This window comes from Paenibacillus sp. NPDC093718, from assembly GCF_050279985.1.
Lineage (GTDB): Bacteria > Bacillota > Bacilli > Paenibacillales > Paenibacillaceae > Paenibacillus_AQ.
The window spans coordinates 1035197-1061293 of record NZ_JBNNUS010000001.1 but is presented as its reverse complement, the minus strand read 5'-3'; the positions used below and the strand labels follow the sequence as shown (position 1 = coordinate 1061293).

Sequence of the window (26097 nt, the reverse complement as noted above, 5' to 3'; positions counted from 1 at the left end):
GGTGGACTTTTGTTGTTTATAGGAAAACTACGATTACATGCATCATGGCGATGGGACTTGTCTGAATGCCCATTTTACCTTCTATTTAGATTTTTTTCAAAATAGGTATTGCAATTGGATGCAAGGATAAGCGATAATGTATTTAGATGAAATTCTAAATAGAAATATGGGTGATGCACATTGGGGTTTCCGGAAACATTCAAGGCGTTATCTGATCCGGTGAGACGGGACATCCTGGTTATGCTCAAGCGCGGCAAAATGTCAGCCGGAGAGATCGGCCAGCATTTCGATATGACCGGGGCGACCATTTCGTATCATCTGTCGCAACTGAAGAAGGCCGGACTGATATTTGAAACGAAATATAAAAATTATATCTACTATGAGATCAACGTGTCCGTCTTCGAAGAAATCATGCTGTGGTTTTCACAATTTAACGGGGGGAAACAAGATGAGGAAAAAGAATAGTTCGATGCTGGTTATAACAACGCTGATATGTTTATTGCCAATTATTTTATCGATGACGCTGTATAACCAATTGCCTGAGCAGGTGGCTGTTCACTGGGACGCAGCGGGCAATCCGGATAATTATGTGTCGAAGGCGGTTGCGGCGTTTGTGTTTCCGTTGTTTACGGCGGTTCTTAACGTCATTGTCCATGTAGGGCTTAACAACGATCCTAAGAAAATGAACGCTGCCCCGGTTTTAAGAACGATGGGGCTATGGCTCATCCCCGCGCTGTCTCTCATTCTCATGCCGATCACGCTGTTCAAGGCCATGGGGGCCGAGCTGCCGATCCAGACGATTGCACCGGCTCTCGTGGGCATGCTGCTCGTGGTCACCGGCAATTATTTGCCGAAGAGCAAACAGAACTATACGGTGGGCATCAAGCTGCCTTGGACGCTGAACAGCCAAGAGAATTGGAATAAAACGCATCGTTTTGCCGGGTACCTGTGGATGGCAGGCGGAGCGTTCATGATCCTGACGGCGTTCCTGAAAGCGAACCTTGCTGTCGCAATCGTTCCTGTCATTATATTGATTGTGGCGGCTCCAGCGATTTACTCTTTCTCTTTGTTTAAAAAGGGCGTGTAACGGGCGGGGCTGTAACACATGAACGTCACGAATAGCCAACAAGCTGACTCCATGAATGATGGGTCAGCTTGTTTTATTATACGGCAGGGCGCGAGCCTAGCTGCTCGGGATGCCTCCTCTGTAGCAGTTATAGACACTGCGCCGCATAAGGATGAAGCTCATACTTAACGACGTGTTTGCCTTGCGATCCGGTTACGGGAATCAGCAGTCCCTTATCGCAAAGAGAATGAAGGAAGCGAAGGGCCGTACGATGGTTCAGTCGCAGATGCGTTTTCACGTCAATCGGGCGCAGGGGCCGTGCCAGCATGCATGCAAACCGAATGATTTCGCGTTCCGTTACCGAAGATACGCTTGTTGAATGTGGTTCTGCCAGAAACCGGCTCAGGACCTTCCGCAGGAGCATGATGCACAGCTCCGGACGATCGGTCACATCATCGCAAGCAAATGAAATCACCTGATACCCCATGGCGGATAAAAAGGTTTCCCGATTGAGCTCGTTGCAATATTTCTGCCGGTCCATCTCGGTTGTATGCGTGCTAAATGGTTTAACCTCGATGATCAGTCGCAGATGCGGAGTGATGAAGGCGAAGCTGCAGAAATAGGATCGTCCGCGCCAATCCAGCACCTCGAATTGTGGATGTAAATCGCGAAAGTGACCACGCAGCGGCCACCAGACATTTTGGCAAAACAAGGTTTCGGCCTCACCATGCCCTCGTTCCAAACGGCCTCTTCTTTCTCCAGTTCTGTTGCTCAGATGATCATGCATAAAATTCCCGTGTGCCTTCTGAAAATCCATTCGACCGCATACCTCCCTAAATAAAAAAAGAACGTCCCGGCTTCACTCCAAATTAGGAATGCGCTAGGACGTTCTTCGTCTCTTATCTCTCATTATAATCAAAATGCTATCGATTAACCACAGGATATCTCATGAAAATTATGGGCTCTGCATGAGCACCGCTTCCCGGGTTCTTTTGCTGCGCCAACGAAACATGATCCGATATTGGCTTTGGTCACGAGCGCTGTGCCAAGTCCCATTAAGAATAGTCCTGAAATCAGGATGATATATCGTTTCATAAGCTGCTTTGTCATGGTTGCATTCCTTCTTCTGTGTAATATAGATGGATACGCCGCTGCTAACATCATAAAATTGATAGCAACTTTCATTATATCACTATAGAACGACAGCGAAGCAGCTGTAAAAAAATTGAAATGAAAAAAGCTGAACTCCATAGTCATGGAATCCAGCCTTTCTCTTGCCTTATTTACCGTACGGATCAATCGTCTGAATGGTGCCGTCCTCATTGTAGGTCAGCTCGGTAAACTTGACGCTGCGTTTGTTGTCCGCACCGCCGGAGAGGGAGCTGTCATGGTAGAAGAGGTACCATTTGTCCTGGAACTGAACGATGGAGTGATGGGTTGTCCAGCCGATAACAGGTGTTAGAATCGTGCCTTTGAACTCGAAAGGTCCCGCCGGACTTTGACTCGTGGCATACACGATTTTATGCGTTGAGCCGGTTGAATACGATAGATAGTAGGTGCCGTTGTATTTATGGACCCAAGGTCCTTCAAAATATCTTCGCTCTTCGTCCCCTGCGACAATCGGGTTGCCCTTCTCATCAACGATGGATATTTCTCGCGGCGTCTCCTTGAAAGTAAGCATGTCGTCGCTCAGCTCAGCGACCCGCGGTCCGATGGCAGGCGCATCTGCGGCAGGTCCTTCCGCATCCGGAATGTGCGATCCGGTCTGCCATTGTTCCAGCTGTCCGCCCCAGAGGCCGCCGAAGTAAATATAAGCCCGGTTATCGTCGTCCACAAATACGGCAGGGTCAATGCTGTAGCTGCCCGGAATGTAATGGGGCTCCGGCTTGAATGGACCGGAAGGCGAAGAACTTGTAGCTACGCCAAGGCGGAAAATATCGTCATGATCCCTGGCAGGGAAGTATAAATAGTAGGTGTCGTTCTTGAAGGCAGCATCGGGTGCCCACATTTGCTTTTTCGCCCATGGAACATCCTTCACATGAAGTGCTTCGCCATGGTCCACGCATGGAGCGTTCACATCATCCAGCGATAGAATATGGTAGTCTTCCATGTCATACTGGTCACCGTTATCATTGGACGTGTTCTCGTGATCCAGGTCATGGGATGGATAAATATAAATTTTACCCTCGAATACGTGGGCGGAAGGGTCCGCGGTATAGATATGGGTTACGATCGGTTCGTTAGGCTGTACGGGTTTGGTCATCACGTTTCCTCCTTGGATCGTTGCATTGTAAGCGCTTGTATTCATTTTATCAGACGCTAACCACTCAAAAAACCTAATAAAATTAGGTTTTTCACCTAAAAATATTAGATCTTTTTTGTTGAGCCTTCGAAGTGATTCCAAAAAACCGTCTCGTCTACGGGGAAACGGGTAGAAGGATGAGCCGGAACGGACTTCTTACCGATCGCAACCAGCATAACGGGAATCAAATAGCGCGGAACCCCGAATGCTTCTATGAAAAGGCTTGCGTTGTATCCGCCCATCGGGCATGAATCAAGACCGCGTGCCTTTGCAGCCAGCATGAGCTGCATGGCGGCCATGGAAGCGCTCCGTATCGCTTCTTCCTGGGCGAGCTCAGGCGCGTTGGTGTACGAATTCATAATTTGCCGGACCAGATTCGTTTTGACCTCCTCTGGCATGAATCCTGCCTGAACCGCTTGGTCATATATCGCTTCAGCATGATGGTGGGCCTGCAGATTTCCCATAACCGCGATAACAGCGGAGGCTTCAACAATTTGCCTTTGTCCATATGCGATGGGCAGCAGTTTTTCTTTGGCGGCCTTATCTGTAATAGCAAGATACGTCCAATGCTGCAGATTCCAAGCGGAAGGTGCGGTACTCGCAATCTCAAGCAATTCTTTAATCTCTTCATGACTGAGGTTGTGATGCGGGTCAAAATGTTTAACCGCTTGACGTTCACGTACAGTCGTTAAAAAATCGGTATGCGAGATGGATGACATACGAATCAGCTCCCTATCATAGTTATCTTCATTCTTAAAGCTGGGAAGGTGTTCCTAAAGCAGCGAACGGTTACTTGAAATATAGGATAATGATGCGTTCGAAACCATTCCCTATTTTGATAACTGTACCGATACAGTGGTGAGGTCCTGTATAATAAGAGTCACAAGGGGGGCGTGGTTGTGAAAAAGTATTTATCCATTCTTACCGATATGGAATCGAAAATTCAGGAAGGTCAATACCGTTCAGGGCAGAAGCTGCCTTCCGTTCGAAGTGCGGCACAATCCTACGGGTGCAGCATCAGTACGGTGATTCGCGCCTATACCGAGCTTGAGAAACGGCACGCCATTTATTCGGTTTCGCAAAGCGGCTATTATGTCGTCCAGAAAGACGGGGATTCGGATAACATGGACAAGGGTTTGATTGATTTTGCTTCGGCCTCTCCGGACGTGAATGTATTCCCGTATCTGGATTTTCAGCATTGCCTGAACAAGGCGATTGATACCTATAAATATGAACTGTTTACCTATGGCGATCCGCAGGGGATGGAGAAACTCCGCCACACGCTTGTGTCCCACCTGGCTGACAGTCAGGTATTTACCGTTCCAGATCGGATCGTGGTGACATCAGGTGCAAATCAAGCGCTGGAGATACTGGCTAAGATGCCGTTTCCAAACGGAAAATCGGTGATTCTGGTTGAGCAGCCCAGCTACAATAACTATTTGGAGTATCTGGAGTCGGAAGGACTATCCGTCATGGGCATACCTCGCTCAACAGCCGGGATCGATCTGGGAGCACTTGAGGACCGGTTCAAAACGGGGAACATTAAGTTTTTCTATACGATGTCCAGGTATCATAACCCTCTCGGAACGTCGCTTCGAATGGAAGAGCGGAAAGCGATCGCCGCTCTGGCCAGCCAATATGACGTGTTTGTGTTGGAAGATGATTACATGGCTGACCTGGGCAGTGGACGCGGATTCGACCCCATCTATGCTTATAACCAAACCTCGCACATCATCTACTTGAAGAGCTTTTCAAAGATTATTTTTCCAGGGCTGCGTTTAGGTGCCGTTGTGCTGCCGGAAAAGCTGCTGGAGGGATTTCATGCCTATAAAAAATATGGTGATACCTCACTGCTGTCCCAAGCAGCGCTCGAAATATATATCAGCAACGGTATGTATGAACGGCATAAACAGAAAATCTACAGTCAATATGAAACCAGAATGCAGGCTTTAGACTCTGCTGTGAAAAGGTACGGGGCAACCGGACTTGTTAAAGTCGTACCCGGTGACGGCGGAATATACAAATTGTTCGAGCTGCCGCAGACGGTTAACTTAGAGCGACTGATCAAGCGGCTGAAAATGCGGAACATCTTGGTGATGCCCGGTAAGCTGTTTTATTTGTCCGATTTCCTGGAACGCGAGAAGTTTATTCGTATCAGTATTTCCAGAGCACGCCTTACGCAGATAGAGGAGGGGGTCCAAGCGATCATTGAGGAAGTGAAGCGGGAAGTCGGTAATCTTTGGTGATCCTATCGGATCGGTTTATATTTCGGTTGCAATTCATGAAATTGTATTTTATATTCATTTAGTAGTCATATTGATAAAAAATGCTATTACTTTCGATTGTTTTTGAATGGTGTTGCTTTCCCACATTCGACAATGATCGCGGATTAATTTTATGAAATGACATCGTACGATAATGGCAAACCCACTGAAAAGTGGCGACGCAAAGCTACAGGGGCTAAGGTGGATCGCTCGCATCCGCTATGCCAGCCAGTTACCGAATACGACGGGAGCCCACCGTCTATTCAGACGTGGGCTTTTTGTGTTTATTTTTAAAATTTCCGTTTTCTCACCTAATTCTTTAAGGGTGGAGAAGTAGTAGCTAACGTAAAAACTGCCAACGTTTTCAAGGAGGGAAACAAACCAATCGATTGATCACCATCTAAACCAACAAGGAGTGGTATTCATGAATATGGACCAGGTCAGGAAATTGCTAGCTAGTAAATTAACCATTCTTAAACAGCCGGAATGTCCCAACATCGGTCTTGTTGGTCCCGTTAGGCTCCCTGTGCAGTTGGAGGACAATGAGGCTGTATTTAAATGGTATACTTGGTTGAATACAGGCAATTCATTTATGGATAAGAATGATATTCTGGAATCATTATCTCAGGCAGATCTCGCTTCACATCAGCAGTCTTCCGTACTAGTATTTGGCGATTTTGCCAATGAGGAGCATGCCTTGATACGGATGCACAGCATTTGCCATACTGGAGATATCTTTGGAAGTAAACGATGCGATTGCGGCTACCAACTGCGGCAATCCATGCGCATGATCATTGAAAACGGTAGTGGAGCTCTCTTTTATTTGGCGAATCACGAGGGTCGCGGAATAGGGCTTTTCCCCAAATCGTTAGCTTATCTTTTGCAAGATGAGGGGTGCGATACTGTAGAGGCCAATCTAAGCCTTGGCTTTGCAGATGACCATCGATCTTATGATGAAGCCATACGTGTACTTCAGAGCTTGCGGCAAAAACCAGTCACCCTTATTACAAACAATCCTAGAAAGCTGCAGTCTTTGCGGGAAAAGGGACTTTTAACCGATCATCATAAATCCATTTGGGGAGATGTATCCGAGCATAATAATCGATATTTGGCAACGAAGATCGAAAAATCGGGTCATATTTACGACTCCTTGGTGGAGACAGCTTTATTATGATGGGGAGTGTTAATCATATGAAATTAGACCAACATTTTATGAAGCTGGCATTGGATTTGGCAGGTACGGCCAGTGGGAAAACCAACCCGAATCCGGTCGTTGGCGCACTGATAGTAAAAGACGGACAAGTAGTCGGTGCAGGTGTTCATCGAAAAGCAGGGGAACCTCATGCGGAGGTGCATGCATTCCAGATGGCTGAAGGATATACCGAAGGCGCAACGCTCTATGTTACGCTGGAACCAAGCCCTCAATCCTCTCCTTGCATAGAATTAGTCCTAAATTCGGGGATCGCAAGAGTGGTCGTGGCGATGCAGGATCCGAATCCGGAGGTGGCCGGAAGAGGCATTCAATTGTTGAGAGAGAATGGAATAGAAGTTGATGCGGGTGTATTGGAGAAGGAAGCCGAACTACTCAATGAACGATTCGTGCACAATATGTCACAACGACGGCCGTTTATCATTTCGCAGGTAGCCATGACGCTTGACGGGAAAATTGCCACGTATACGGGGCATTCAAAATGGGTTACATGTGATGAAACACAGCTTGTGGTACATAAATTGAGAAACAAAGTCGATGCCATATTAGTAGGAATTAATACGGTTTTGGCCGATGATCCCCTCCTTACGACCCGACTGCCAGAAGAAAGCGGGAAGAATCCGATCCGGGTAATTTTAGATTCGAATTTGAGATTGCCTGAGGATGCCAAAGTTACCGATTGTTCAGTAGCAAAGACATGGGTAGTCACGAAGGAGGATGCTGATCTGGAAAGAGTGCGCATGCTGCAGCAAAAAGGAATTGAAGTTCTGTTCGTCCCTGTGAACCGTTTCGGGCTGGACCTCCATGCGCTATCGGAGATGTTATATCAGCGAGGTGTTACCGACCTGCTGGTAGAAGGAGGCAGCGAAGTAAACGGGTCATTCCTTCGGGCCAACCTTATTGACAAATGGATGGTTTATATCGCCCCCAAAGTGTTAGGAGGACGGAAATCCTTCTCGCCGTACGGAGGCTCGGATTTGGAATTAATGGATGAGGCGCTGCACGTAAAAATTCATGCTGTTCAACAAATCGGCGAAGATATTTGCATCACCGCTTATCCGAATTACGATTGTTCTATGTCTAAGAGTGACTACCTAATAGATAATCTAAATGAAATTTCCTTGAATGGTTTTTAGTGTGAGCGCTTGTCTTCATCTCTATGAGCGTCTCAGCAAAGCTTATTCTAATTTTCGATCCAACTGGTTACCAGGCACCCTATTGATAGCATAAATCAGATGGTATATCTTTGTAAGAGCATTCCCTGACCGTAAAAGGGCGGGAGTATCTGGATCGAAAGGAAGATGAGTACGCATGGAAAATATCAATAAAGTGTACAACACCGCGGTCGAAGCTACGCTGGAGGTCATCGGCGGGAAGTGGAAACCTGTCATTCTCTTTCATCTTACCTTTGGAAAAAGACGCAATAGTGAATTTTTAAGCCTGATTCCCCAGATCACCCAAAAAATGCTGACACAGCATCTGCGGGAGCTGGAAGAGGAGGGCGTTATATTACGCAAGACGTATAATCAGGTTCCGCCCAAGGTGGAGTATGAATTGAGCGAATATGGCTGGAGTTTGAAGGAAATTCTTCATCTAATGTGCAGATGGGGAGATATTCATATCGAACGGAAGTATGGTGAATCCGCCATGGTGCTGGAGAAGCCGGCATTTGAGGATCGGCATTAACAGGTATGATCAATGAAAGAGCCGACTATTCCACGTATAGTCGGCTCTTTGTCATGCAGCTTGCGCGATAGCTTAGGGAATAACTTTACGCCGCCGGAGCTCGTCAAAGATGTTCATAAACATGGCCTCTGTATCGACATACTCATGAAATCCGAAGCGGCGGGCCTTCGAGCCGTCTGCAAAGAAATCATAGTCCCAGGAGAACACAAAATCACCAAACTTCCAGGAGGAAACCTCTTGATACGTGTGCTCCGCAAGTCCATGTTTCTCAACCATACGATTCCAGACCGGCTCTTTATCCGTCATGACCGTTTCCAGATTCATCTGCAGGGGCGGCGCGGTTTCCATATCAAAGTATTTCGCAATCTTCGGCCATAACTCGTTCCAACGGAAGAGATCGCCATTCGTGATGTTAAATGCTTGATTGGCGCAGCGTTCATCGGTTGCAGCCCATACCGTGGCCTTGGCGAGCAGATCGGCATCGGTCATCTCCAGCAGACTGTGATAGGCCCCCGGCTTACCTGGAAAACGAAGAGGAATGCCGAGCTCTTTCGAAATCGAGGCATAGACGGCAATGACCATCGCCAGATTCATCGGGTTTCCAAGGGCGAAGCCGCTGACTACGGATGGACGCAGGGCTGACCAAGTCCAGGCTTTGCCTTGCTGCCGTTCCTCGAGGAAGTTCTGCTGATCGATATTGAATTCCGGCGGCATATGGTTAGCATCCGTCTCCCGTGCTGGCGTCTTGAATGGACCGAGATGAGCGCCGTATACCTTATAACCCTGCATCAGGCTGACATGCTGCAGATTGGCAGCTATTGGCTCGATCGCTTCCACAACATGGACGAGCATCGCCAGATTCGGTGCAACGAGCTCCGCCCACGTTGGCCGGTCCTGGTAAGCCGCATAGAAGATGTGTGTCACTTCCGTTAAGTGACTTAATTTGGCGAGCGTATCCTCGCGATCAAGCAAGTCGGCCGATAGATAGCTTACACGATTCGTGGATTCGCCGCCCCGGCGCGATACGCCAATAATATCCCAATCGGGAAGCGTTGCAAGGTATTCGATGAGGTTGCGGCCGATCACCCCGTTGGCTCCAACAACCAAAGCCGTTTTTTGCGAATGATGTGAACGTTGATCTGTATTCATATAAGTTCATCCCCTAACGTCGTTATCTTGATTAATGTCATTTTGCACGTTAGGGTTCGGCTTGAGAAGTACGCACTTTGAAGTGATGTAATTACTTTTTGGTAACGTTTAAGCAGTACCAGCCCTTTTAACTAAGAAAATATGTTGAACTCCATTTAATGAAGACAAGAACTTGCAGCTTGTATCCTTCTCAATAGCCGCATAATGCTGCTAAGTATAGCGCAATATTCGGTCCGTAAAACCAAAAAAGAAGCAGCTCATGAGCTGCTTCTAAAACCTACTTTTCTCATCAGATTCTGATAAAAACAAAGACAGAAATTGGACTCGACAACCTGCTCCCATCGGTGATTGGGCTACCACACCCGCTGTAAATGGAGTCGAGGCATCCATTCCAAAGTATCGAATCAATTTCCAAACTTCACCATCCGTTGAGTAGTAAAAAGATATAACTCTATCTTTCTTCGTTATTTTTAGATAAGGATTGCTGACGAATACACACTCAGAATTACAATCATCCGAAAAGCCGTTCTGCGTAACAACGGACACAATAGTAGCGTACTCACCATTGTATTCAAAACATAGCTTGGCCCAATTGTTCTCGTCTGCCATCAACATCAAGCACCCGGAATCATATAAATGGTGCATGTCTACCTGAAGCTGCGTTACAAGCTGAAATGTAGAATCAACCTGAAGGTGAAGATAGGGTGCAGAATGAGCAACATGTTTTCCTCCAGGGTCTTTGAAAAAGTCAGCTTTCGACGGGGCATCCATGATTAGCCTGTCATCTGTCGTAAACTCCCAATGCTCTGGTTCATTAAGCCACCTTAGTTTCTCTCTTGTTTCGGGATGAAATAAATTTTTGCTCATAACCGTCTCTCCTCTATTGGATTAAATGCAAACTTTATTTTGATCCAAGCTGGGCAGATCTACCATGTACATATAATCTATGTACATCGTATTTAGTATGTATAAGCTCATTATCTGGACTACATATATAATAAACCAGGTGGCATCATTTGCAAGAAAAAAAAGGTAGAAGAGGAAATGCATCATAATGTCTATTCCGCAGTTTTCCATAAGACCCAGCCGTTTTTGAGATGATGATATCCTCAAACTGGCGGATTCCAAATAAAAAGACTTCCGGTGTATGAACCGGAAGTCTTTATTGAAAGGGAATATTCATCCCAGTGGTCGGCTAGATATAGGAAAGAAACAGGGTCGCGATACCAAAGTAGATGACAAGCGATAGGATATCGTTAATGGTTGTAATCAGTGGACCGGAGGCCACAGCCGGATCGATCTTGAATTTGAACAGAATGAGGGGGATGATGGTGCCGGCCATCGTGCCCACGATGAGTGTTGCAATCAACGAGCTTCCGACCACAAGCCCCAGATAGAGATTGCCCTGCCAGAAGTATGCGATCAAGGATATCAGGATCCCGCATGTGACCCCGATCATCAAGCCGACCTTCAGCTCTCTCGCTAACAGCCGGTACACCAGCGACTTGGTCATTTCTTTCGTAGTCAGGCCGCGTACAATAACAGCTAGCGACTGCGTGCCGGTGTTGCCGGTCATGCCTGCAATCATGGGCATGAAGAAGGCTAGCGCCACAACCTGTGCCAGCGTCTCTTCAAATCGGGAAATGATCGTTCCCGAGATGAGACCGATGAATAAGAGCAGGACCAGCCACGGTAATCTTCGAAAGGCGGCAACGGTTGCTTTGGTGTTGAAGTCAATGGATTTGCCCCCGGTGGCGTTCATTTTCCGAATGTCCTCATCGGCTTCCTTGATGACGACGTCGAGAATATCGTCAACCGTAATGATGCCTACAAGTTTGTTATCGTGTTCAACGACGGGGATGGCGACCAAATCGTATTTTTGGATAATCTGTGCGACTTCCTCCTGATCGGCATCCACAGGTACGGACAGTACCCGGCTGTGCATGATATCCACCATATATTCATCCGGTTCGGCCAAGATAAGTCCACGGTAGGACACCACGCCCATCAGCTTCTTGTCTTGGTTTATGACGTACAGATAGTTGATCATTTCGGAAATGGAGACGTAAGTTTTCAGCTTCTGGACGACCTCTGATACGGTGTAATGCTGGGGAATCCACACATAACGATTGGTCATGATACGTCCCGCAGTTTCCGGCGGGTATTTCATCAGGTTCAGGACAAATTGGGATTCCTCGTCCCGCATTCCCTTGAGGAATTCGTCTTTCTGCTCAGGCGACAGCTCATCAAGCAAAATGGCGAGGTCGTCGTTATCCATCAAGTCCAGGATGATGGCCGTTCTTTCTTTGCCCAGCCTGCCCAAAACTTCGATCTGCTGGTCATGCTCCATTTCCTGAATCATATCGGCCAGCTGTTCCTCGTTCAGAAACTGCAGAAATCGGGTTTGGTCCGTATCGCTGAGATGGCTATGTATTCTGGCCAGGTCATAAGGAAGAAATTCATCGATCATTCGCTGAAAGTCATTGGGTGTTTTTGCTTTCAGACTCTCTATAATGTCCGGCATCCATTGCTCCAGTGTCCGAGTATTCACGCCGACAATCCTCCTTTCTGATTCCGTTCTATAATAACGAAATGATTACGTATTATAGGGTTCACCATAACGACTTATTATTAAACAATCCGGATACGGCGAGTGGATGAAAATAAGGGAATGGACGAGAAAAAAGAGTCCGCAGTAAGAGTTGCAACCGGTTGCAATTTCACATAAGATATAGGCGCACAAATCTAAGAGTAGGGGTGAGTATATGAAATACAGACGTCTCGGAAAAACCGATCTGAAAGTATCGGTAGTCGGTGTGGGAACCTGGCAGTTTGGCGGTGATTGGGGGAAGGATTTCAACCAAAAGGAAGTCGATGCCATTTTAACGCATGCGAAGGAGCTCGGCATTAATCTGTTGGATACAGCCGAATGTTATGGTCCTCATCATATGTCTGAGAATTTCATCGGTGATTTCTTGTCGCGAGACCGCCGCGAGGATTGGGTCATTGCCTCGAAGTTTGGTCATCGATGGCATGAGCAATGGGAGAACGCTTGGGATGCGAAGCAGATCCGAATTCAGCTGGAAGAGTCACTTAAAGCGCTCCGTACCGATTATATCGACCTGTATCAATTCCATTCCGGCTCGGATGAAGTGTTCAACAATGATGACATGTGGACGATGCTGGACAAGCAGGTTCAGGCGGGAACGATCCGCAATCTGGGCATATCCATCGGAAGCAACAGAAATATCTATCAAACCGACAAGGCTGCGGAGGTGAATGCCAAAGCCATTCAGGTCGTGTATAACCGTCTGGACCAAGCTCCGGAGGAAGAGGTTCTCCCTTCATGTTTGAAGCAGGATCTTGGCGTATTGGCGCGAGTTCCGCTTGCGAGCGGGTACTTAAGTGGAAAGTACAAGCCGGGAACGGTGTTCAGCGACAATGTGCGCAAGAATCGTGACCAGGACGAGATCAATGCCAAGCTGAAGCTTGTGGAAGAGATCAAGCAGAACGAAGTGCCGGAGGGCGTGAATATGGCCGAGTGGGCGCTGGCCTGGTGCTTGAAGCATCCGGCTGTCAGCTGTGTCATTCCCGGCTGCAAGAGCGTGGAGCAGGTGGAGACGAACGCGAGAGCCGTGGAGCAGGATTTGGTCCAAGACGACCATCCGGGAGCGTGGAAACCTTAGTTCAGCCCTGAGTGCGAATCGGGAGATGATAGAAAAAGCACCTATAGAGGTGCTTTTTCCTGTATTATCCTTATCCTGCCTGCAAACCGGCAACCATCCGCTTCACAGGCAAGAATCGAAATTAGAGATGACTCGTAGAAGCACGGGATGGTTCAATGCGATGATCCGCGGTCTTCATGAACGTTTCAATCAGGCTGGTAAAGCTGTCCCCGCCACGGCCATTGGCCACCCCCCGTTTAAAGATCTCCAGCACCGCTTCAGGCAGTGAAGCGTCAATCCCCGCGTCATGTGTGGTATGGACGATATGCTCAACGCTGGCAGCGCCCATGGCGAGCCAGTCCACGTCCCCCGGATATTCTCCTGCATCGATGCGCGGCGTATAGAACTCAATGAATTGCGGCAGCGATGCCATCGTGCTGATCGCATGAGGCTTCAATTGTTCTGCTGTGATGCCGTTAGCCTTGCCTACTGCAACAGCGTGCAAATAACTGAGCATCCCCGTCCAGAACATATCCATTCCGATCTGATAATATAGCGCGGCGAGCCCAGGATCTTCACCCCGATAATCCGTACTCGTAAGCACTTCAAGCAACTCCTTTTGGGACTTGAAGACATCCAAGGGGCCGCTGTAAAAGGTGAACGACTCCGGCTTGCCGATTCCCGACGGAGGAACCTGCACACCGCCTGTGAGATGCGAAGCACCGTGTCCGGCCAGCCATTTGGCTGCTTCCCGGGCTTTCTCCGGGGTGTCCGAGCTTAGATTAACGAATACCTTACCCGCGAGAATGTCTGAGGCGTTTTCAAGAATAGTGTACATCGCATTGTAATCCGTAAGACTGAGAATGACTACCTTGTTCGCATTCAAGGCTTCCTTGATTGTGGACGCTCTGATCGCTCCCTGCTCAATAAGCTCATTGGCTTTACTGGCTGTGCGATTCCATAATGTGACCTCGTAACCGTGATTCAGTAACGTGCGTGCCATGGCTTGACCCATCGGTCCCAGGCCTATGATCGTCACTGATGATTGACTTTGCGTACTGTTTTTCATTGAATTATAGCTCCTCTCGATAAGTCTAACCCCATGCTAAACGATGACACTGGTGTCAAAGTCAACTACTAAAAGTTTGGCTTATGATTCTGTGATTTTACAGGGCGGATATTTCAGTGTGATAGACTCATTGCACGGGACTTTGTTATAGTTAACTTAACGGGATTTTTTGGGGAGGAACCAGATGAAACCTATTAATAAACTTAGCGTTCAAGATGATTTTGTTGGATTTTACTTGCTGAAAGAGTTAAATATGAGACAGACCAACGGCACGCCGCCGAAAGATTATTTTGACATCATTCTCTCGGATGCGAGCGGCCAGATTTCGGCCAAGTACTGGGATGTGACCATTCAGGATAAAGAAACGTTCCTGCCGATGCAATTAGTCAAAATCCAGGGAACCGTGCTGAGCTACCGGGATCAGCCTCAAGTCAAAATCAGCCGAATCCGTAAAGCAACGGATGAGGACGGCGTTTCCTTAACCGATTTTGTGAGGGCTGCGCCAATCCGTCCCGTGGATCTGTTACATACGATCAAACTTACGATGAATGAGATTACGGAGCCGCAGGTACGAAGCATTGTGCAGTATTGTGTGTCGAAGGTGGAAGAGAAGCTGATGCATTATCCGGCTGCCAAAACCTATCATCATGCCTATTTTGCCGGACTTGCCTATCATATTGTCCGCATGTTGGAGATTGGCGATTTCATCTGCAAGCAGCGGCCGTTTCTGAATCCGGACTTGATTAGGGCGGGCATTATCCTTCATGATATCGCAAAGCCGGAAGAGATGATCGCTCAGATGGGCATCGTTACGGACTACAGCAATCAGGGAAAGCTGATCGGACATATCGCCCTGGCATCCAATTGGATCGTGGAAGCGGCCATACAGAACGACATCGCGCTGGATTCCGAAGTGGTACTGGGATTACAGCATCTTGTACTTTCCCACCATAACCTGGGAGAGTGGGGGAGCCCGGTTCAGCCGCAAACGGCTGAAGCCGTCGCGCTGCATCATATCGATCTGCTGGATGCCAAGCTGCAGATGGTAGAGGATGCCCTGGATACGACACTTGAAACGGAGCCGTGGACACCGATGATTCGCGGGCTCGACAATAAGGCGATTTATCGACTGAAGGTATAACGATTGCTTGAATACGAGTAAGAGAAAAGAGAGTGCCTTTCATAAAATGAGTGAGGCATCCTTCGATCCATTGGATCATGGAGTATGCCTCTTCGTTATGCTTGGAAAAGTTTAAGGTTCTTGGCTCGATATCGGTATGGTAAAGCGTACCGTCGCCCCGCGAGGCGGGGTGTTCTCGGCAGAAATATGCCCTCCATGATGCTGAATGAGAAGTTTGGCGATATACAGCCCCAGACCGGAATGCCCTTTTTGTCTAGAGGAATGATGATCCCCTTGATAAAACTGCTTAAATACCTGCCGCAGATCCTGCTGCTGCCCAAAACCTGCTCCATTATCCGTAACAGCCATCATCACCTGCTCCTCGGTGATATCGATCCGCCATAGAATCTGTCCGGCTTCAGGAGTATATCGAATGCTGTTCGAAACGAGATTATCCAGTACCTGCATGATGCGATAGGGATCCAAGAGGACGGGCTTCTTGTTCAATCGATTATCGTTGATCTCTGTATGGAAGGTTATGTTCTGATTGCCGCATAAAGCGGCATATTCCATGGTTTTATCATCTGCCAGTTCTTCAAGATCCACGGGAAGCGGCTGAAGCCGAAAAGAGACCTTCTCAATTTCTGCGATGGTGTTCATATCCTGAAGGAGCTTCGAAGCACGCGTCGTGTTGCGTTTGATGACTTGCAGATATTGCAATCGTTTGGCTTCGTAAGACTCCCCGTTCATCTGCTCCAAGCCCTCGACATGTCCTTGAATAATCGTAAGCGGTGTCCGAAGGTCGTGAGCGAGAGCCGCAAACATGGTACTTCTATCCTGCTCCAATCTCCACTCCCGCCGGGTGGATTGCTCCAGCTCTTGACGCATGTCCTCGAAAGCATGTGTAAGCCGGTTAACTTCCGTTATAGACGATGTCCCTGTCATCGAAAAGTGTAAATTTCGCTCTTTAATCATTTCGGCTCCTTGCAGAAGCTGCTGCAGCGGAGCGCTGATTTTTCGGCTGAATCGCCTGCCGAATACCAAGGTGAACAAGACGATATACAAAAATGGCGTAAGAAAGAACGCAAGGAACCCAAAGGTCACCAAGGGATTCAGCGCAGGATTAGCCGCCGTTACCTTCAGGCTGTATCCAACCAGAAGAGCTCCGATAAGATTGCCGTCCCTGGAGACAACCGGCTTGTATACTATGATTTCATTCATGCCGCTGCGCGTCTGGTTTAATCGCGCCAGGATCTTCTGCCGGCTAAGCGATTCATTGATATGAAGATCCCCGTACAAGGGTTCGCCGGTAAGGGATACTACCAGGTAGGACATGCCCTGGGAGGGGATCACCTTTTCCAGTTCGGCTTGTCCCTGCTTGCTCATGACAGAATCGCCCCGGGTCTGGGCGTATTCCGTAATCACGGGGATTTGCGCCTCGTAATGATTGGCCGGGAGGGCGATGTCATGGTTGAATAAGTATCCAAGCAGCATCACGAGCAGTCCCCAGGTTACAAGCGTAGCCAGCAAGCTGCAGGCCAGGATCGAGGCGAAATGGCGGGCGAACGTGTTTTTGATGGAACGCTGTTTTATCATTTGGGATCCCACTTATAGCCAATGCCCCATACGGTTTGAATGTAGCTGCGGTCCTGTGCGTGGGCGGCCAGCTTGGCCCGAAAGCTTTCCAAAGGAAAGCTGGCATCGGAAGCAAACACAGCATCCGGATTTCAACCATTCTTAAATGCATAGATAGAAATCTGGGGGCAACAGCGATCGGAAGAATGATCCGCATGCGCAGTGATGCCTAAGCTACTATATACTTACAGTTCAATATAAGTTTCTTTATCCTTTCTTTATGATTGTACCTTAACCTGAAGGCACATTGATAAGGAGGTACGATGATGGCAACGAATTCACAGCCAAGAATACAGCTTATTGACAGCTTGAGGGGATTTGCACTATTAGGCATTTTTTTGGTGAACATTACGTTTTTTACGACATCGCTGCAAACCATTTCGTTCGGGGTTGAATTATGGACAGGCTGGTACAATGAAGTCCTGATGCTGCTGCGCGGAATTGTAATTGACGGCAAATTCATATTGATTTTCTCTTTCCTGTTTGGTTTTGGCATGGTGATGTTACAGGAGAGCAGTCAGGCAAAAGGACGAAGCTTTAACCGCCTCTATACTCGAAGATTGACGGCTTTGCTTCTAGTCGGTCTGATCCATGGAATCCTGATTTGGTACGGAGACGTTCTGACCCACTATGCACTCATGGGTTTTCTGCTGATGCTGTTTCAACGCTGCAAGCCAAGAACGCTGCTGATCTGGTCGCTATCCCTGCTGTTGCTCGTTCCTGTTCTGCTGACGGGAGCAAGCCTTCTGAACCCGGCATCCGGCCAGGTATTCGAGCCGTTTAGCCCGGCGGATGCCCATCAGATGGGAATCTATTTCCAGGAGCGGGATGCCGCCATATACGGAGAGGGGACGACGGCCCAGATCATCGCTCAGCGACTGAATGATTACATCGGCTCCATTTTGAATATGGTGGTCTTCTACCCCCAAGTATTAGGGATGTTCCTGATGGGTGCCTACTTCTGCAAGCGTCGTATTTTGCATGAGGTCCAGAAGAACCGGAAAGGGATCATCCGATTGGTTGTCATTGGAGGTAGTTTGGGTCTTGTCCTTCAACTTGTGATGTCGCTGGCGGATGGACTTCCATCCTGGGGCGAGGCGGTCGTTTTATTCGTTGGGGCACCACTCTTGACACTGGGCTATATCGGCGTGTTTGCACTTTTATACCAGAACAAATCGTGGCAGAAGGTGTTGAATCTATTTTCTTATCCGGGAAAAATGGCCTTCACCAACTATTTGCTTCAATCGATTCTTTGCGGATTGATTTTTTACAGCTACGGATTGGGGTGGTACGGAACGATCGAACCGATCTGGCAGATGGTGATGGTATTCGTTATCTTCGCTCTCCAAGTTGTGTTCAGTAGAAGCAGGTTAAAGCGGCTTCCGATCGGACCATTCGAATATGTTTGGCGCTTGTTTACATACTGGGGAAATCCGGTGAAACAAGAGCGAAAGGCCGCTTTGCATGCTGAATAAGTTAAGGTTAGACCCTCGCATAAAGTATGTTCATAAGAATTTCACCATAATCTCGTCCCTTATAGGGCGAGATTTTTTATAACAAAACCGAACAAAAATCTTGGATGGCATGATACCAATTGAAGATGCATTATCAATTTTTAAGATATGTTGTACGGCATAAATGTGCTTGCGTTATGATGCTAGGTATAACACGTTGGAGGCGAAAGGAGAGGGGGAAAGGGCAGCATAAATCAAGACATTCTGATGAATCCGTGAGAGGGAGGGATTGGATGATGTTCTTTAAACGCTGGCTAACGCTCGTGCTTGTTACCGCATTATCGGTAGGAGGGATTTCGAGGACAGGAAGTGAGGCTTGGGCTCAAGGGACTCCTGAAGGAAGCAATCTGCTGCCGAATTCGGATTTTGAATCCGTCACAACGAAGGCAGCCTGGCTGAACGAGGTGGCTCCCGAGCATGTGAGTGAATGGAAGGCGGCTGGAAATCCGGTGTTTGCGGTCGATGACTCCGTCTATTATAGTGGGGCCCGGTCTGTCTCCATTACCGGTACCGTATCTGGAACCGACCGGGGAGCGATAACGCTCCCCGCGGCAGGCATTGAGGCAGGTAAGAGTTATTTGCTCAGTGGCATGTACAAGCTCGAGAATGTATCGGATCAGGTGCTGGTCCGCTTCCAGTACAAGAGAGGCGGTACCAGCAGTATCAGTTATGCTTTTCAAGGTGAAAAGGGGACCAAGGATTGGACCTACTTCAGCCATGTTGTTCATGTGGCTGCAGACATGGATGTCAATCCCCAGGGAAAGGTGGAGGCCTTTCTGGAAAAATCAGCGGGTACGGTCTGGTTCGACCAGCTATCCCTGCGGGAGTATGTCCCGCTCCGGGATATTACACTCGACCGCCAGACCATCAGCCTGCAACCGGGGGAGACCGGACGTTTCCAGGCAGCCTATGAACCGGTGAATGCTTCAGATACGTTTCTGGAATGGGCTTCATCTAACACGGTCGTAGCTTCGGTGTATCAAAGCGGGGAGGTGGCGGCCCATGCGCCCGGTTATGCTGTCATATCTGCTCTGTCCCCGAAGAGCGGGATAACAAGACAGGGCGTGGTTACCGTGGGTACGCCTCCTTCGCTTATCGCCGAGTCCTACTTGGGGTCCATGAGCGAGAATGGCGTATTAGACGGACAGTTAGCTGCTGCGGACAGCTCGGGAGCTTCGGTCTCATTTGAACTGGCCGCTGCACCACGCAATGGTACGGTTTCAGTCCTGCCTGATGGTTCGTTCCGGTATTATCCGAACCGCGGCCACGCGGGAACCGATTCATTTATTTTCCTGGCTTACGGAGCGGATGGCGGACCTGCAGCAGCCGCGGCGGAGATTGAGGTGCTTCCTTTGGACTCGCCTCCGCTCTTGGACCTGACGTGGTATTCCACCAAAAAAAATACTCCGCTGACCGGACAACTGGGCCGCCTGTTGTCGGAAGAAGAGGTGGAATGGACACTTCGCACGTCTCCCCGCGGTGAAATGAGCCTGGCGTCGGACGGCTCCTTTACTTATACGCCTGCGCCTAATGAAGTCGGCTACGATACGTTTGAAGTTACGGCGACGACGGCATCCGGGAAATCGGCCACTGGCAAGACTCGTATTTTTGTGGTGCCGGATGAAGCGGATCTTTTGGATCGATTGACCTCCAGCGGTAATAAAGGCATACATCCCCGCGTATTCGCGGATGCCGGTGATTTTGCTTCCATCCGCGGACTCATCGGGCAGGATGAATATGTGACAGAGTGGTATGACCAGCTGAAGCGGGAGGCGGATCAACTGCTGGAGACGGAGTCGTACGGATATCTTGCGAATGGAGGAAGCAACAGCAATGTCCGGGATTTGCTGATCCGAACGTCGATGATGTATCAGCTGACCGGGGATGAAGCCTATGCTCGCCGGGCAATCGAGGAGTTGGAGTCTGCCGCGGCATACCCCGACTGGGGAGGACGTTATAACAATATGCTCTCCTTGACGTATATGACGCTTGGATTTTCGCTCGCTTACGACTGGCTGTATGATGCCATGTCAGAACAGCAGCGAGCGATGGTGACGGAGGCGGTCATGAAGCATGCCTTCTCTCACGCGCTTGCCTGGTATCGCGGGGAATTTACCCACAACGGGGAGTACAACAACATTAACTTTGTGGATAATGGCAGCTTTTCCGTTGCGGCGCTAGCCATGCTGGGCGATGAAGAGAAGGTGACGCAAGCCGGGCTTGAAATTCTGCGCGGGTCTTATCGTAAGCTGCAGAATACGCTCCGTTTCTTTACTGAGGACGGATCGTGGCCGGAGGGGCCGCATTATTGGCAGTACGGGACGGAGTTTCTGTTTTTCAAGATGGCTGCCATGCACCGTACGCTTGGAACCGATTACGGGTTGGCCGAGCTTGAGGGGGTGAAGGAATCCGGCGAGTATCCGCTGCATTTATGGGGGCCGGGAGGATTTTTTAATTTTTACGATTCGGCGACACCGAATGTGCATCCCCAGACGCTCTGGATGGCAGATTTCTACGATCAGCCGCACATCGCCTGGTATGCAGGCGAACTGACCCGTCGTAAAGGGGCTTTTTCTCCTTACTACCTGCTGTTTTACCGTCCGGGGATGTTTGATGAGTTGCCCCCTTCACTGGACCGTACATTCACAGGTATCGAATCGATATCCATGCGGAGCGGATGGTCAGACTTGAATGATACCTTTGCTTCGGTGAAAGGTTTTAACGATACACTGCTGAGCCATATCGATATGGACGCAGGCACATTTGTGTTCGATGCGCTGGGTGAGCGGTGGGCGACGGATCTAGGGATGGAAAACTATAACCTGCCAGGATTCTGGGATTATGCCGGCGGACAACGCTGGACCTATTACCGCAAAGGCGCCCAGGGACAAAACGTAATGGTAATCAACCCGGAATCGAATCCCGTCTTCATGCAGGATTACGATGCGCGGGCACCGCTTGTAAGAAGTGAATCCAAGCCGCGGGGCGCTTTTGGCGTGATCGACCTGACCGAGCGTTATCCGAAGGATGCGTTATCCTACAGGCGTGGATTAATGCTGACCGGGGATCGTCAGCAACTGGTCGTGCAGGATGAGTTTGACTTAAAATCGTCTTCCGATCTTTATTGGTTTATGCATACGGAAGCGGACATAGAAGTGCTCGGGAGTGGCCAAGAAGCCGTGCTGACGCAGAACGACAAAAAACTGTACGTCAAAATGCTGGCTGCTCCCGAAGGGGCAGCATTCTCCGAGATGATGGCCCAGCCGCTGGAGGGGACCCCGAATCCTTCGGGTCAAACCGTGAATCACGGCATACGCAAGCTGGTTGTTCATATGACCGGCGCGAACCGGGGCCAACTGTCACTGTGGATGGTCCCTTTGACCGAAGAGGCTCCGCTTCCGGAAGAAGCGCCGGAGTTCCACAGCCTTGACGATTGGTCGATTCCGGACGGTCCCCTACCGCAAAAGGTGCGGCTGCCAGAAGTGAATGCCATCTCGGTGGACGGCTCCGCCCTGCCCGGGTTTGATCCGCAGCGCACCTATTACGAATGGACGGTTCCGTACGACCAGCGCTCGAAGGTTCCGGAGATTGAGGTTGTTTCCGATCATGATGTTGCTGTCATCCATGCTGGCGGCGTTCCCGGCAAGACGTATATTGATGTGACCGATCGGTCCAATCCGGACGTCCGCAATCGGTATACCATCGCTTTGAAGCCTGGACCGTTGATTGGCGATCCTCCTCCCGGTCATCGCTTGCCGGTTCAAGAGGTCACAGCCAGCGCATCCCCGCAGGCGAATAACGGATATACTCCGGAGAAAACGATCGATGGCAATTATGAGACGCGCTGGACATCGGAAGGATCGCATTGGATTCAATACGATCTCGGAGAGAATCGGAAGGTGGGCGCGGTGTCTATCGCCTTTTTCAGCGGGGAAACACGAAGGTCCTATTTTACATTGACGTCCTCCACCGATGGAGTCCACTGGAATACGATTTACCCGGACGGACTCAGCTCGGGAACGACCAGCCAACCGGAAGTATTCCAATTTCCCGAGGTAACGGCGAGATTTATCCGCATCAACGGATCGGGCAATACGTCGAACCAATGGAATAATTACACGGAGGTCGGCATCTTTCGTCCGATGAACGGAAATGGATGGGGCAGGGGACAATGATGGCAGAGGCCCGTTCTGCCATGAATCAACATAAGGTTAAAGGGGCCAATTCATGATAGAAGGAGTAGTTCATATATGATCGGGTACAACGATTCCCAAGAAAAGATTCGGTTAGGCTTTGTCGGTCTCGGCAAACGCGGAAAAGATCTGCTGAGGCTGCTGAGTGATATGCCGGATGTGGAGATTACGGCGATTTCGGATCTATACGAGGATCGCCTTCAAGAGGCTGCACGGCAGGTTGCTGAAACAGGAAAATCTGCCCCTGCTTGCTCTACGGATTATCGGGAAGTGATTGCACGTAGGGATGTAACGGCTGTTATCATCGCTTCATCCTGGACCAGCCACAGCGAGATCGCCATGGCCGCGATGAGGGCGGGAAAGCCTGTGGCATCGGAGGTGGGAGGCGCTGCTTCCCTCGAGGAATGCTGGCAGCTGGTTCGCACCTATGAGGAGACCGGTACGCCCTGCATGCTGCTGGAAAACTGCTGTTATGGCCGGGAAGAAATGGCGCTGCTGCGGATGGTAAGGGAGGGGATTTTCGGGGAACTGCTTCACTGTCAGGGGGCTTACCAGCATGATCTCCGGGAAGAAGTAGCGATGGGGGTGGAAAACCGCCATTACCGCGTCCACAATTATTTGCACCGCAACGGCGATGTGTATCCGACCCACGGTCTGGGGCCAGCAGCCAAAATGCTGAACATCAACCGGGGCAACCGTCTTACCAAGCTTTCCTCCATGTCCACCAAGACGCGCGGAATAACAGAGTGGGCTCGCAGAAACCTGGGTGCCGAGCACCCGGTTACGCTTACGGATATGGCTCTCGGTGATATTGTTACCACCATGATTCAGTGCGCCAACGGTGAATCGATTCTGTTGACGCACGATACATCCCTGCCCCGCCCATATTCCCGCGGGGGACGTGTACAGGGAACGAAGGGCATCTGGATGGAGGACGGTGCCGTCATTCATATTGAAGATCGGAGCCCGGCCCATGCATGGGAGCCGTTCGAATCCTATCTCCACGAGTACGAGCATCCGGTGTGGGCGGATTATTTGAAAGACGGCGTACGGGGAGGACATGGCGGCATGGACTATCTATGCCTGCGCGCTTTTGTCGAGAGTGTGCTCAAGAAAACGGAAATGCCGATCGATGTGTACGACATGGCCGCCTGGATGGCTGTGACCGCGCTATCCGAGCAATCGATTGAACTTGGAGGCACAATGCTTCCGTTCCCCGATTTCACGAACGGGAAATGGATGAATAGACCTCAGGGCAACTCCACAGCTTATGCGCTTTAAGTAAGGGAAAGATCCATGTGTGTATGGAGATTGTGAACACCTGCAAAAAGCGGAATTTATTGTTTCTTTATGGCGTTGAAGCACCCAAGCTTTAAATAAAACTCTTGCAATTTCAATCGGGGGTGTAATACAATGCTTCTTAATTAACCAACACGATATGTTATAACAAGCGATGATGGAAAGAGTAAGCGAAAGAACGTTCCTGACAGGAAAGGGCAGCCACCGACTGAGAGCGCCCGGGCGAAGGTTCTCCGCTGAAGTTCATTCCGGAGCTGGTATGCTGATAATCTGCATGTTGCGTGCAGAGGGTAGGTTTACCCGTAACCCTTGCGTTAAGAGGTTCAAGTGAGATGTGTTTGCTTTTTTTTGGCATATCTAATAAGGGTGGTACCACGACTCCTCGTCCCTTTCCGGGCGGGGGGTCTTTTTGTTTTTATAAACCAGAAAAAAAGGTGAGGGAGAGATTTCAGATGAGTCAAGGACGTTTGGAACAATTAAGATCAGAGCTAGATTCCGTTAATCTTCAGCTGCTGGAGCTGTTGTCGGAGCGGGCACGAATCGCCCAGGAGATCGGTCAGGAGAAGCAAAAGCAGGGAGTTCCTGATTTTGATCCGGTACGCGAGAAAAAAATGCTGGATACTCTGGTGGAGCATAACCAAGGTCCTTTCGATAATGAAACGGTGCGTCATTTATTTAAACAGATTTTCCAGGCATCCTTGAAGCTTCAGCAAGTCGATCACAAGAAGCATTTGCTGGTGAGCCGGAAGAAGAAGCAGGAAGATACGCTGATTCAGCTGGGCAATACGGTGATCGGCGGCGGCACGCCGGTCATGATCGCAGGACCATGCTCCGTTGAGAGTTATGAGCAAGTACGCCAGGTTGCGGCTGCCCTTAAGGAAGCGGGCATAACCGTCATGCGCGGCGGCGCGTTCAAACCGAGAACATCGCCTTACGATTTTCAGGGCCTGGGCATTGAGGGCCTGAAAATTCTGAAGGAAGTGGCGTCCGAGTTCGGGCTGAAGACGATCAGCGAAATCGTGGACCCTGCGCATATCGAGCTTGCGTGCGAATACATTGACGTCATTCAGATCGGTGCGCGGAACATGCAGAACTTTGAGCTGTTAAAAGCGGCGGGGGATGTTCAGACGCCGGTGCTGTTGAAACGCGGTCTTGCGGCTACGATCGATGAGTTCGTGCACGCTGCGGAATACATCGTGTCCCGCGGTAATACGCAAGTGATGCTGATTGAACGCGGCATTCGGACGTACGAGAAAGCGACGAGAAACACCTTGGACATCTCGGCGGTACCGATTCTGAAACAGGAAACGCATCTTCCGGTGCTGGTGGATGTGACGCATTCCACGGGCCGTAAGGACATCCTGGCCCCTTGTGCCAGAGCGGCTCTTGCTGCAGGAGCTGACGGCGTGATGGTAGAAGTTCATCCCGATCCGGCTACGGCGTTGTCCGATGCGGCGCAGCAGCTGAATATTCCGGAATTCCATGATTTCCTGGCGAATGTGAAGAAATCCGGATTGCTGTAAAAAAGCATTCTTTTGCTTCTGGAAGATAAAGGGTTGACAAAACGCTTCTCATTCCTTAAGATAGTTATCAAAATTCATATCGAAATGTTTTGATTAGAAATAGTAAAAGCGAAATGACTTTTCAGAGAGCCGTTGGCAGGTGTGAAACGGTAATGTCGTTCCCTTTGAACTCGTCTATGAACAGCTGCCTGATCATGTAGGGTTAGCCGGAGTTCCACCGTTACAGGGATAGATGGTGATGGCCATCGAAGAAGATCATTTTGCATAAAATGAATTAGAGTGGTACCGCGGGTTCAACCCCGCCTCTATACGTAGAGGCGGGGTTTTTTGTTGGTTAAATTCCGGGTTTAACCAACCCCGCTTGATATAAATAAACGAAAACGAAAATGAACGATCGATTAT

At 49.4% G+C, this 26097-nt stretch carries 20 protein-coding genes, 1 riboswitch and 1 other annotated feature; of the genes, 12 read left to right on the top strand and 8 right to left on the bottom strand.

Going from position 1 to position 26097, the window contains the following annotated elements; genetic code table 11:
* Nucleotides 1–180 precede the first annotated feature (180 nt).
* Together ACQKPA_RS05210 and ACQKPA_RS05205 are read left to right on the top strand one after the other, a co-directional pair.
* The gene (locus ACQKPA_RS05210) at nt 181–465 is read left to right on the top strand and encodes an autorepressor SdpR family transcription factor (RefSeq protein WP_015736836.1); all 285 of its coding nucleotides are present in this window, start codon (nt 181–183) and stop codon (nt 463–465) included.
* Nucleotides 449–1087, top strand: coding sequence for an SdpI family protein (locus ACQKPA_RS05205; protein ID WP_427489964.1), 639 nt, complete (start codon nt 449–451; stop codon nt 1085–1087). The genes ACQKPA_RS05210 and ACQKPA_RS05205 overlap by 17 nt, the downstream gene beginning before the upstream one ends.
* Before the next feature lie 127 nt (nt 1088–1214).
* Here the strand turns inward: ACQKPA_RS05205 and ACQKPA_RS05200 are convergent, their stop codons facing one another.
* From ACQKPA_RS05200 to ACQKPA_RS05190, 3 genes are all read right to left on the bottom strand, one after another.
* Complete coding sequence (locus ACQKPA_RS05200; protein WP_427489962.1) at nt 1215–1883, bottom strand: hypothetical protein; 669 nt, start codon at nt 1881–1883, stop codon at nt 1215–1217.
* 462 nt (nt 1884–2345) lie between these two features.
* Nucleotides 2346–3329, bottom strand: coding sequence for a glycoside hydrolase family 43 protein (locus ACQKPA_RS05195; protein WP_427489960.1), 984 nt, complete (start codon nt 3327–3329; stop codon nt 2346–2348).
* Between the two features lie 104 nt (nt 3330–3433).
* Entirely contained in the window at nt 3434–4087 is a 654-nt protein-coding gene (locus ACQKPA_RS05190; RefSeq protein WP_427489958.1) for a nitroreductase family protein, read from the bottom strand.
* A 180-nt stretch (nt 4088–4267) separates the two neighbouring features.
* Here ACQKPA_RS05190 and ACQKPA_RS05185 point away from each other — a divergent pair, with 180 nt between their 5' ends.
* From ACQKPA_RS05185 to ACQKPA_RS05170, 4 genes are all read left to right on the top strand, one after another.
* A complete protein-coding gene (locus ACQKPA_RS05185; RefSeq protein ID WP_427489956.1) occupies nt 4268–5614 on the top strand; it encodes a PLP-dependent aminotransferase family protein in 1347 nt (448 codons plus the stop codon).
* A gap of 164 nt (nt 5615–5778) precedes the next feature.
* Nucleotides 5779–5872: riboswitch (cyclic di-GMP riboswitch) on the top strand.
* 184 nt (nt 5873–6056) lie between these two features.
* A complete protein-coding gene (locus tag ACQKPA_RS05180; protein ID WP_427489954.1) occupies nt 6057–6806 on the top strand; it encodes a GTP cyclohydrolase II in 750 nt (249 codons plus the stop codon).
* A gap of 17 nt (nt 6807–6823) precedes the next feature.
* Entirely contained in the window at nt 6824–7978 is a 1155-nt protein-coding gene (ribD, locus tag ACQKPA_RS05175) for a bifunctional diaminohydroxyphosphoribosylaminopyrimidine deaminase/5-amino-6-(5-phosphoribosylamino)uracil reductase RibD (RefSeq protein ID WP_427489952.1), read from the top strand.
* Between the two features lie 175 nt (nt 7979–8153).
* On the top strand, nt 8154–8528 hold the full coding sequence (locus ACQKPA_RS05170) for a winged helix-turn-helix transcriptional regulator (RefSeq protein ID WP_127596394.1): 375 nt from the start codon (nt 8154–8156) through the stop codon (nt 8526–8528).
* 72 nt (nt 8529–8600) lie between these two features.
* On the opposite strand, the gene ACQKPA_RS05165 is transcribed toward ACQKPA_RS05170, so the two are convergent.
* From ACQKPA_RS05165 to mgtE, 3 genes are all read right to left on the bottom strand, one after another.
* Nucleotides 8601–9677 carry an SDR family oxidoreductase gene (locus ACQKPA_RS05165; protein WP_427489950.1) on the bottom strand — a complete coding sequence of 359 codons (1077 nt, stop codon included), beginning with the start codon at nt 9675–9677 and terminating at the stop codon, nt 8601–8603.
* Nucleotides 9678–9947: 270 nt separating this feature from the next.
* Nucleotides 9948–10544, bottom strand: a complete 597-nt coding sequence (locus tag ACQKPA_RS05160; RefSeq protein ID WP_427489948.1) for a DUF1349 domain-containing protein — start codon at nt 10542–10544, stop codon at nt 9948–9950.
* A 328-nt stretch (nt 10545–10872) separates the two neighbouring features.
* Nucleotides 10873–12228: a magnesium transporter gene (mgtE, locus tag ACQKPA_RS05155; protein ID WP_427489946.1), complete on the bottom strand. Its 1356-nt coding sequence runs from the start codon at nt 12226–12228 to the stop codon at nt 10873–10875.
* A gap of 214 nt (nt 12229–12442) precedes the next feature.
* Between mgtE and ACQKPA_RS05150 the strand changes: the two genes are divergently transcribed.
* On the top strand, nt 12443–13363 hold the full coding sequence (locus tag ACQKPA_RS05150; protein ID WP_427489944.1) for an aldo/keto reductase: 921 nt from the start codon (nt 12443–12445) through the stop codon (nt 13361–13363).
* A 121-nt stretch (nt 13364–13484) separates the two neighbouring features.
* On the opposite strand, the gene ACQKPA_RS05145 is transcribed toward ACQKPA_RS05150, so the two are convergent.
* Nucleotides 13485–14411, bottom strand: a complete 927-nt coding sequence (locus tag ACQKPA_RS05145; protein ID WP_427489942.1) for an NAD(P)-dependent oxidoreductase — start codon at nt 14409–14411, stop codon at nt 13485–13487.
* Nucleotides 14412–14595: 184 nt separating this feature from the next.
* Between ACQKPA_RS05145 and ACQKPA_RS05140 the strand changes: the two genes are divergently transcribed.
* Nucleotides 14596–15552, top strand: a complete 957-nt coding sequence (locus ACQKPA_RS05140) for a 3'-5' exoribonuclease YhaM family protein (protein WP_127591713.1) — start codon at nt 14596–14598, stop codon at nt 15550–15552.
* A gap of 111 nt (nt 15553–15663) precedes the next feature.
* Here the strand turns inward: ACQKPA_RS05140 and ACQKPA_RS05135 are convergent, their stop codons facing one another.
* Complete coding sequence (locus tag ACQKPA_RS05135) at nt 15664–17127, bottom strand: ATP-binding protein (protein ID WP_427489940.1); 1464 nt, start codon at nt 17125–17127, stop codon at nt 15664–15666.
* Between the two features lie 302 nt (nt 17128–17429).
* Between ACQKPA_RS05135 and ACQKPA_RS05130 the strand changes: the two genes are divergently transcribed.
* The 4 genes from ACQKPA_RS05130 to ACQKPA_RS05115 all read left to right on the top strand — a co-directional run bounded on the left by ACQKPA_RS05130 (nt 17430) and on the right by ACQKPA_RS05115 (nt 25695).
* On the top strand, nt 17430–18641 hold the full coding sequence (locus tag ACQKPA_RS05130) for a DUF418 domain-containing protein (RefSeq protein ID WP_427489938.1): 1212 nt from the start codon (nt 17430–17432) through the stop codon (nt 18639–18641).
* Between the two features lie 272 nt (nt 18642–18913).
* Nucleotides 18914–22855: a discoidin domain-containing protein gene (locus ACQKPA_RS05125; RefSeq protein ID WP_427489936.1), complete on the top strand. Its 3942-nt coding sequence runs from the start codon at nt 18914–18916 to the stop codon at nt 22853–22855.
* Nucleotides 22856–22930: 75 nt separating this feature from the next.
* Complete coding sequence (locus tag ACQKPA_RS05120; protein WP_427489934.1) at nt 22931–24154, top strand: Gfo/Idh/MocA family protein; 1224 nt, start codon at nt 22931–22933, stop codon at nt 24152–24154.
* A 470-nt stretch (nt 24155–24624) separates the two neighbouring features.
* Nucleotides 24625–25695, top strand: a complete 1071-nt coding sequence (locus ACQKPA_RS05115; RefSeq protein WP_194544030.1) for a bifunctional 3-deoxy-7-phosphoheptulonate synthase/chorismate mutase — start codon at nt 24625–24627, stop codon at nt 25693–25695.
* Nucleotides 25696–25775: 80 nt separating this feature from the next.
* Nucleotides 25776–26005 (top strand) — a binding site (T-box leader).
* Nucleotides 26006–26097: the final 92 nt, after the last annotated feature.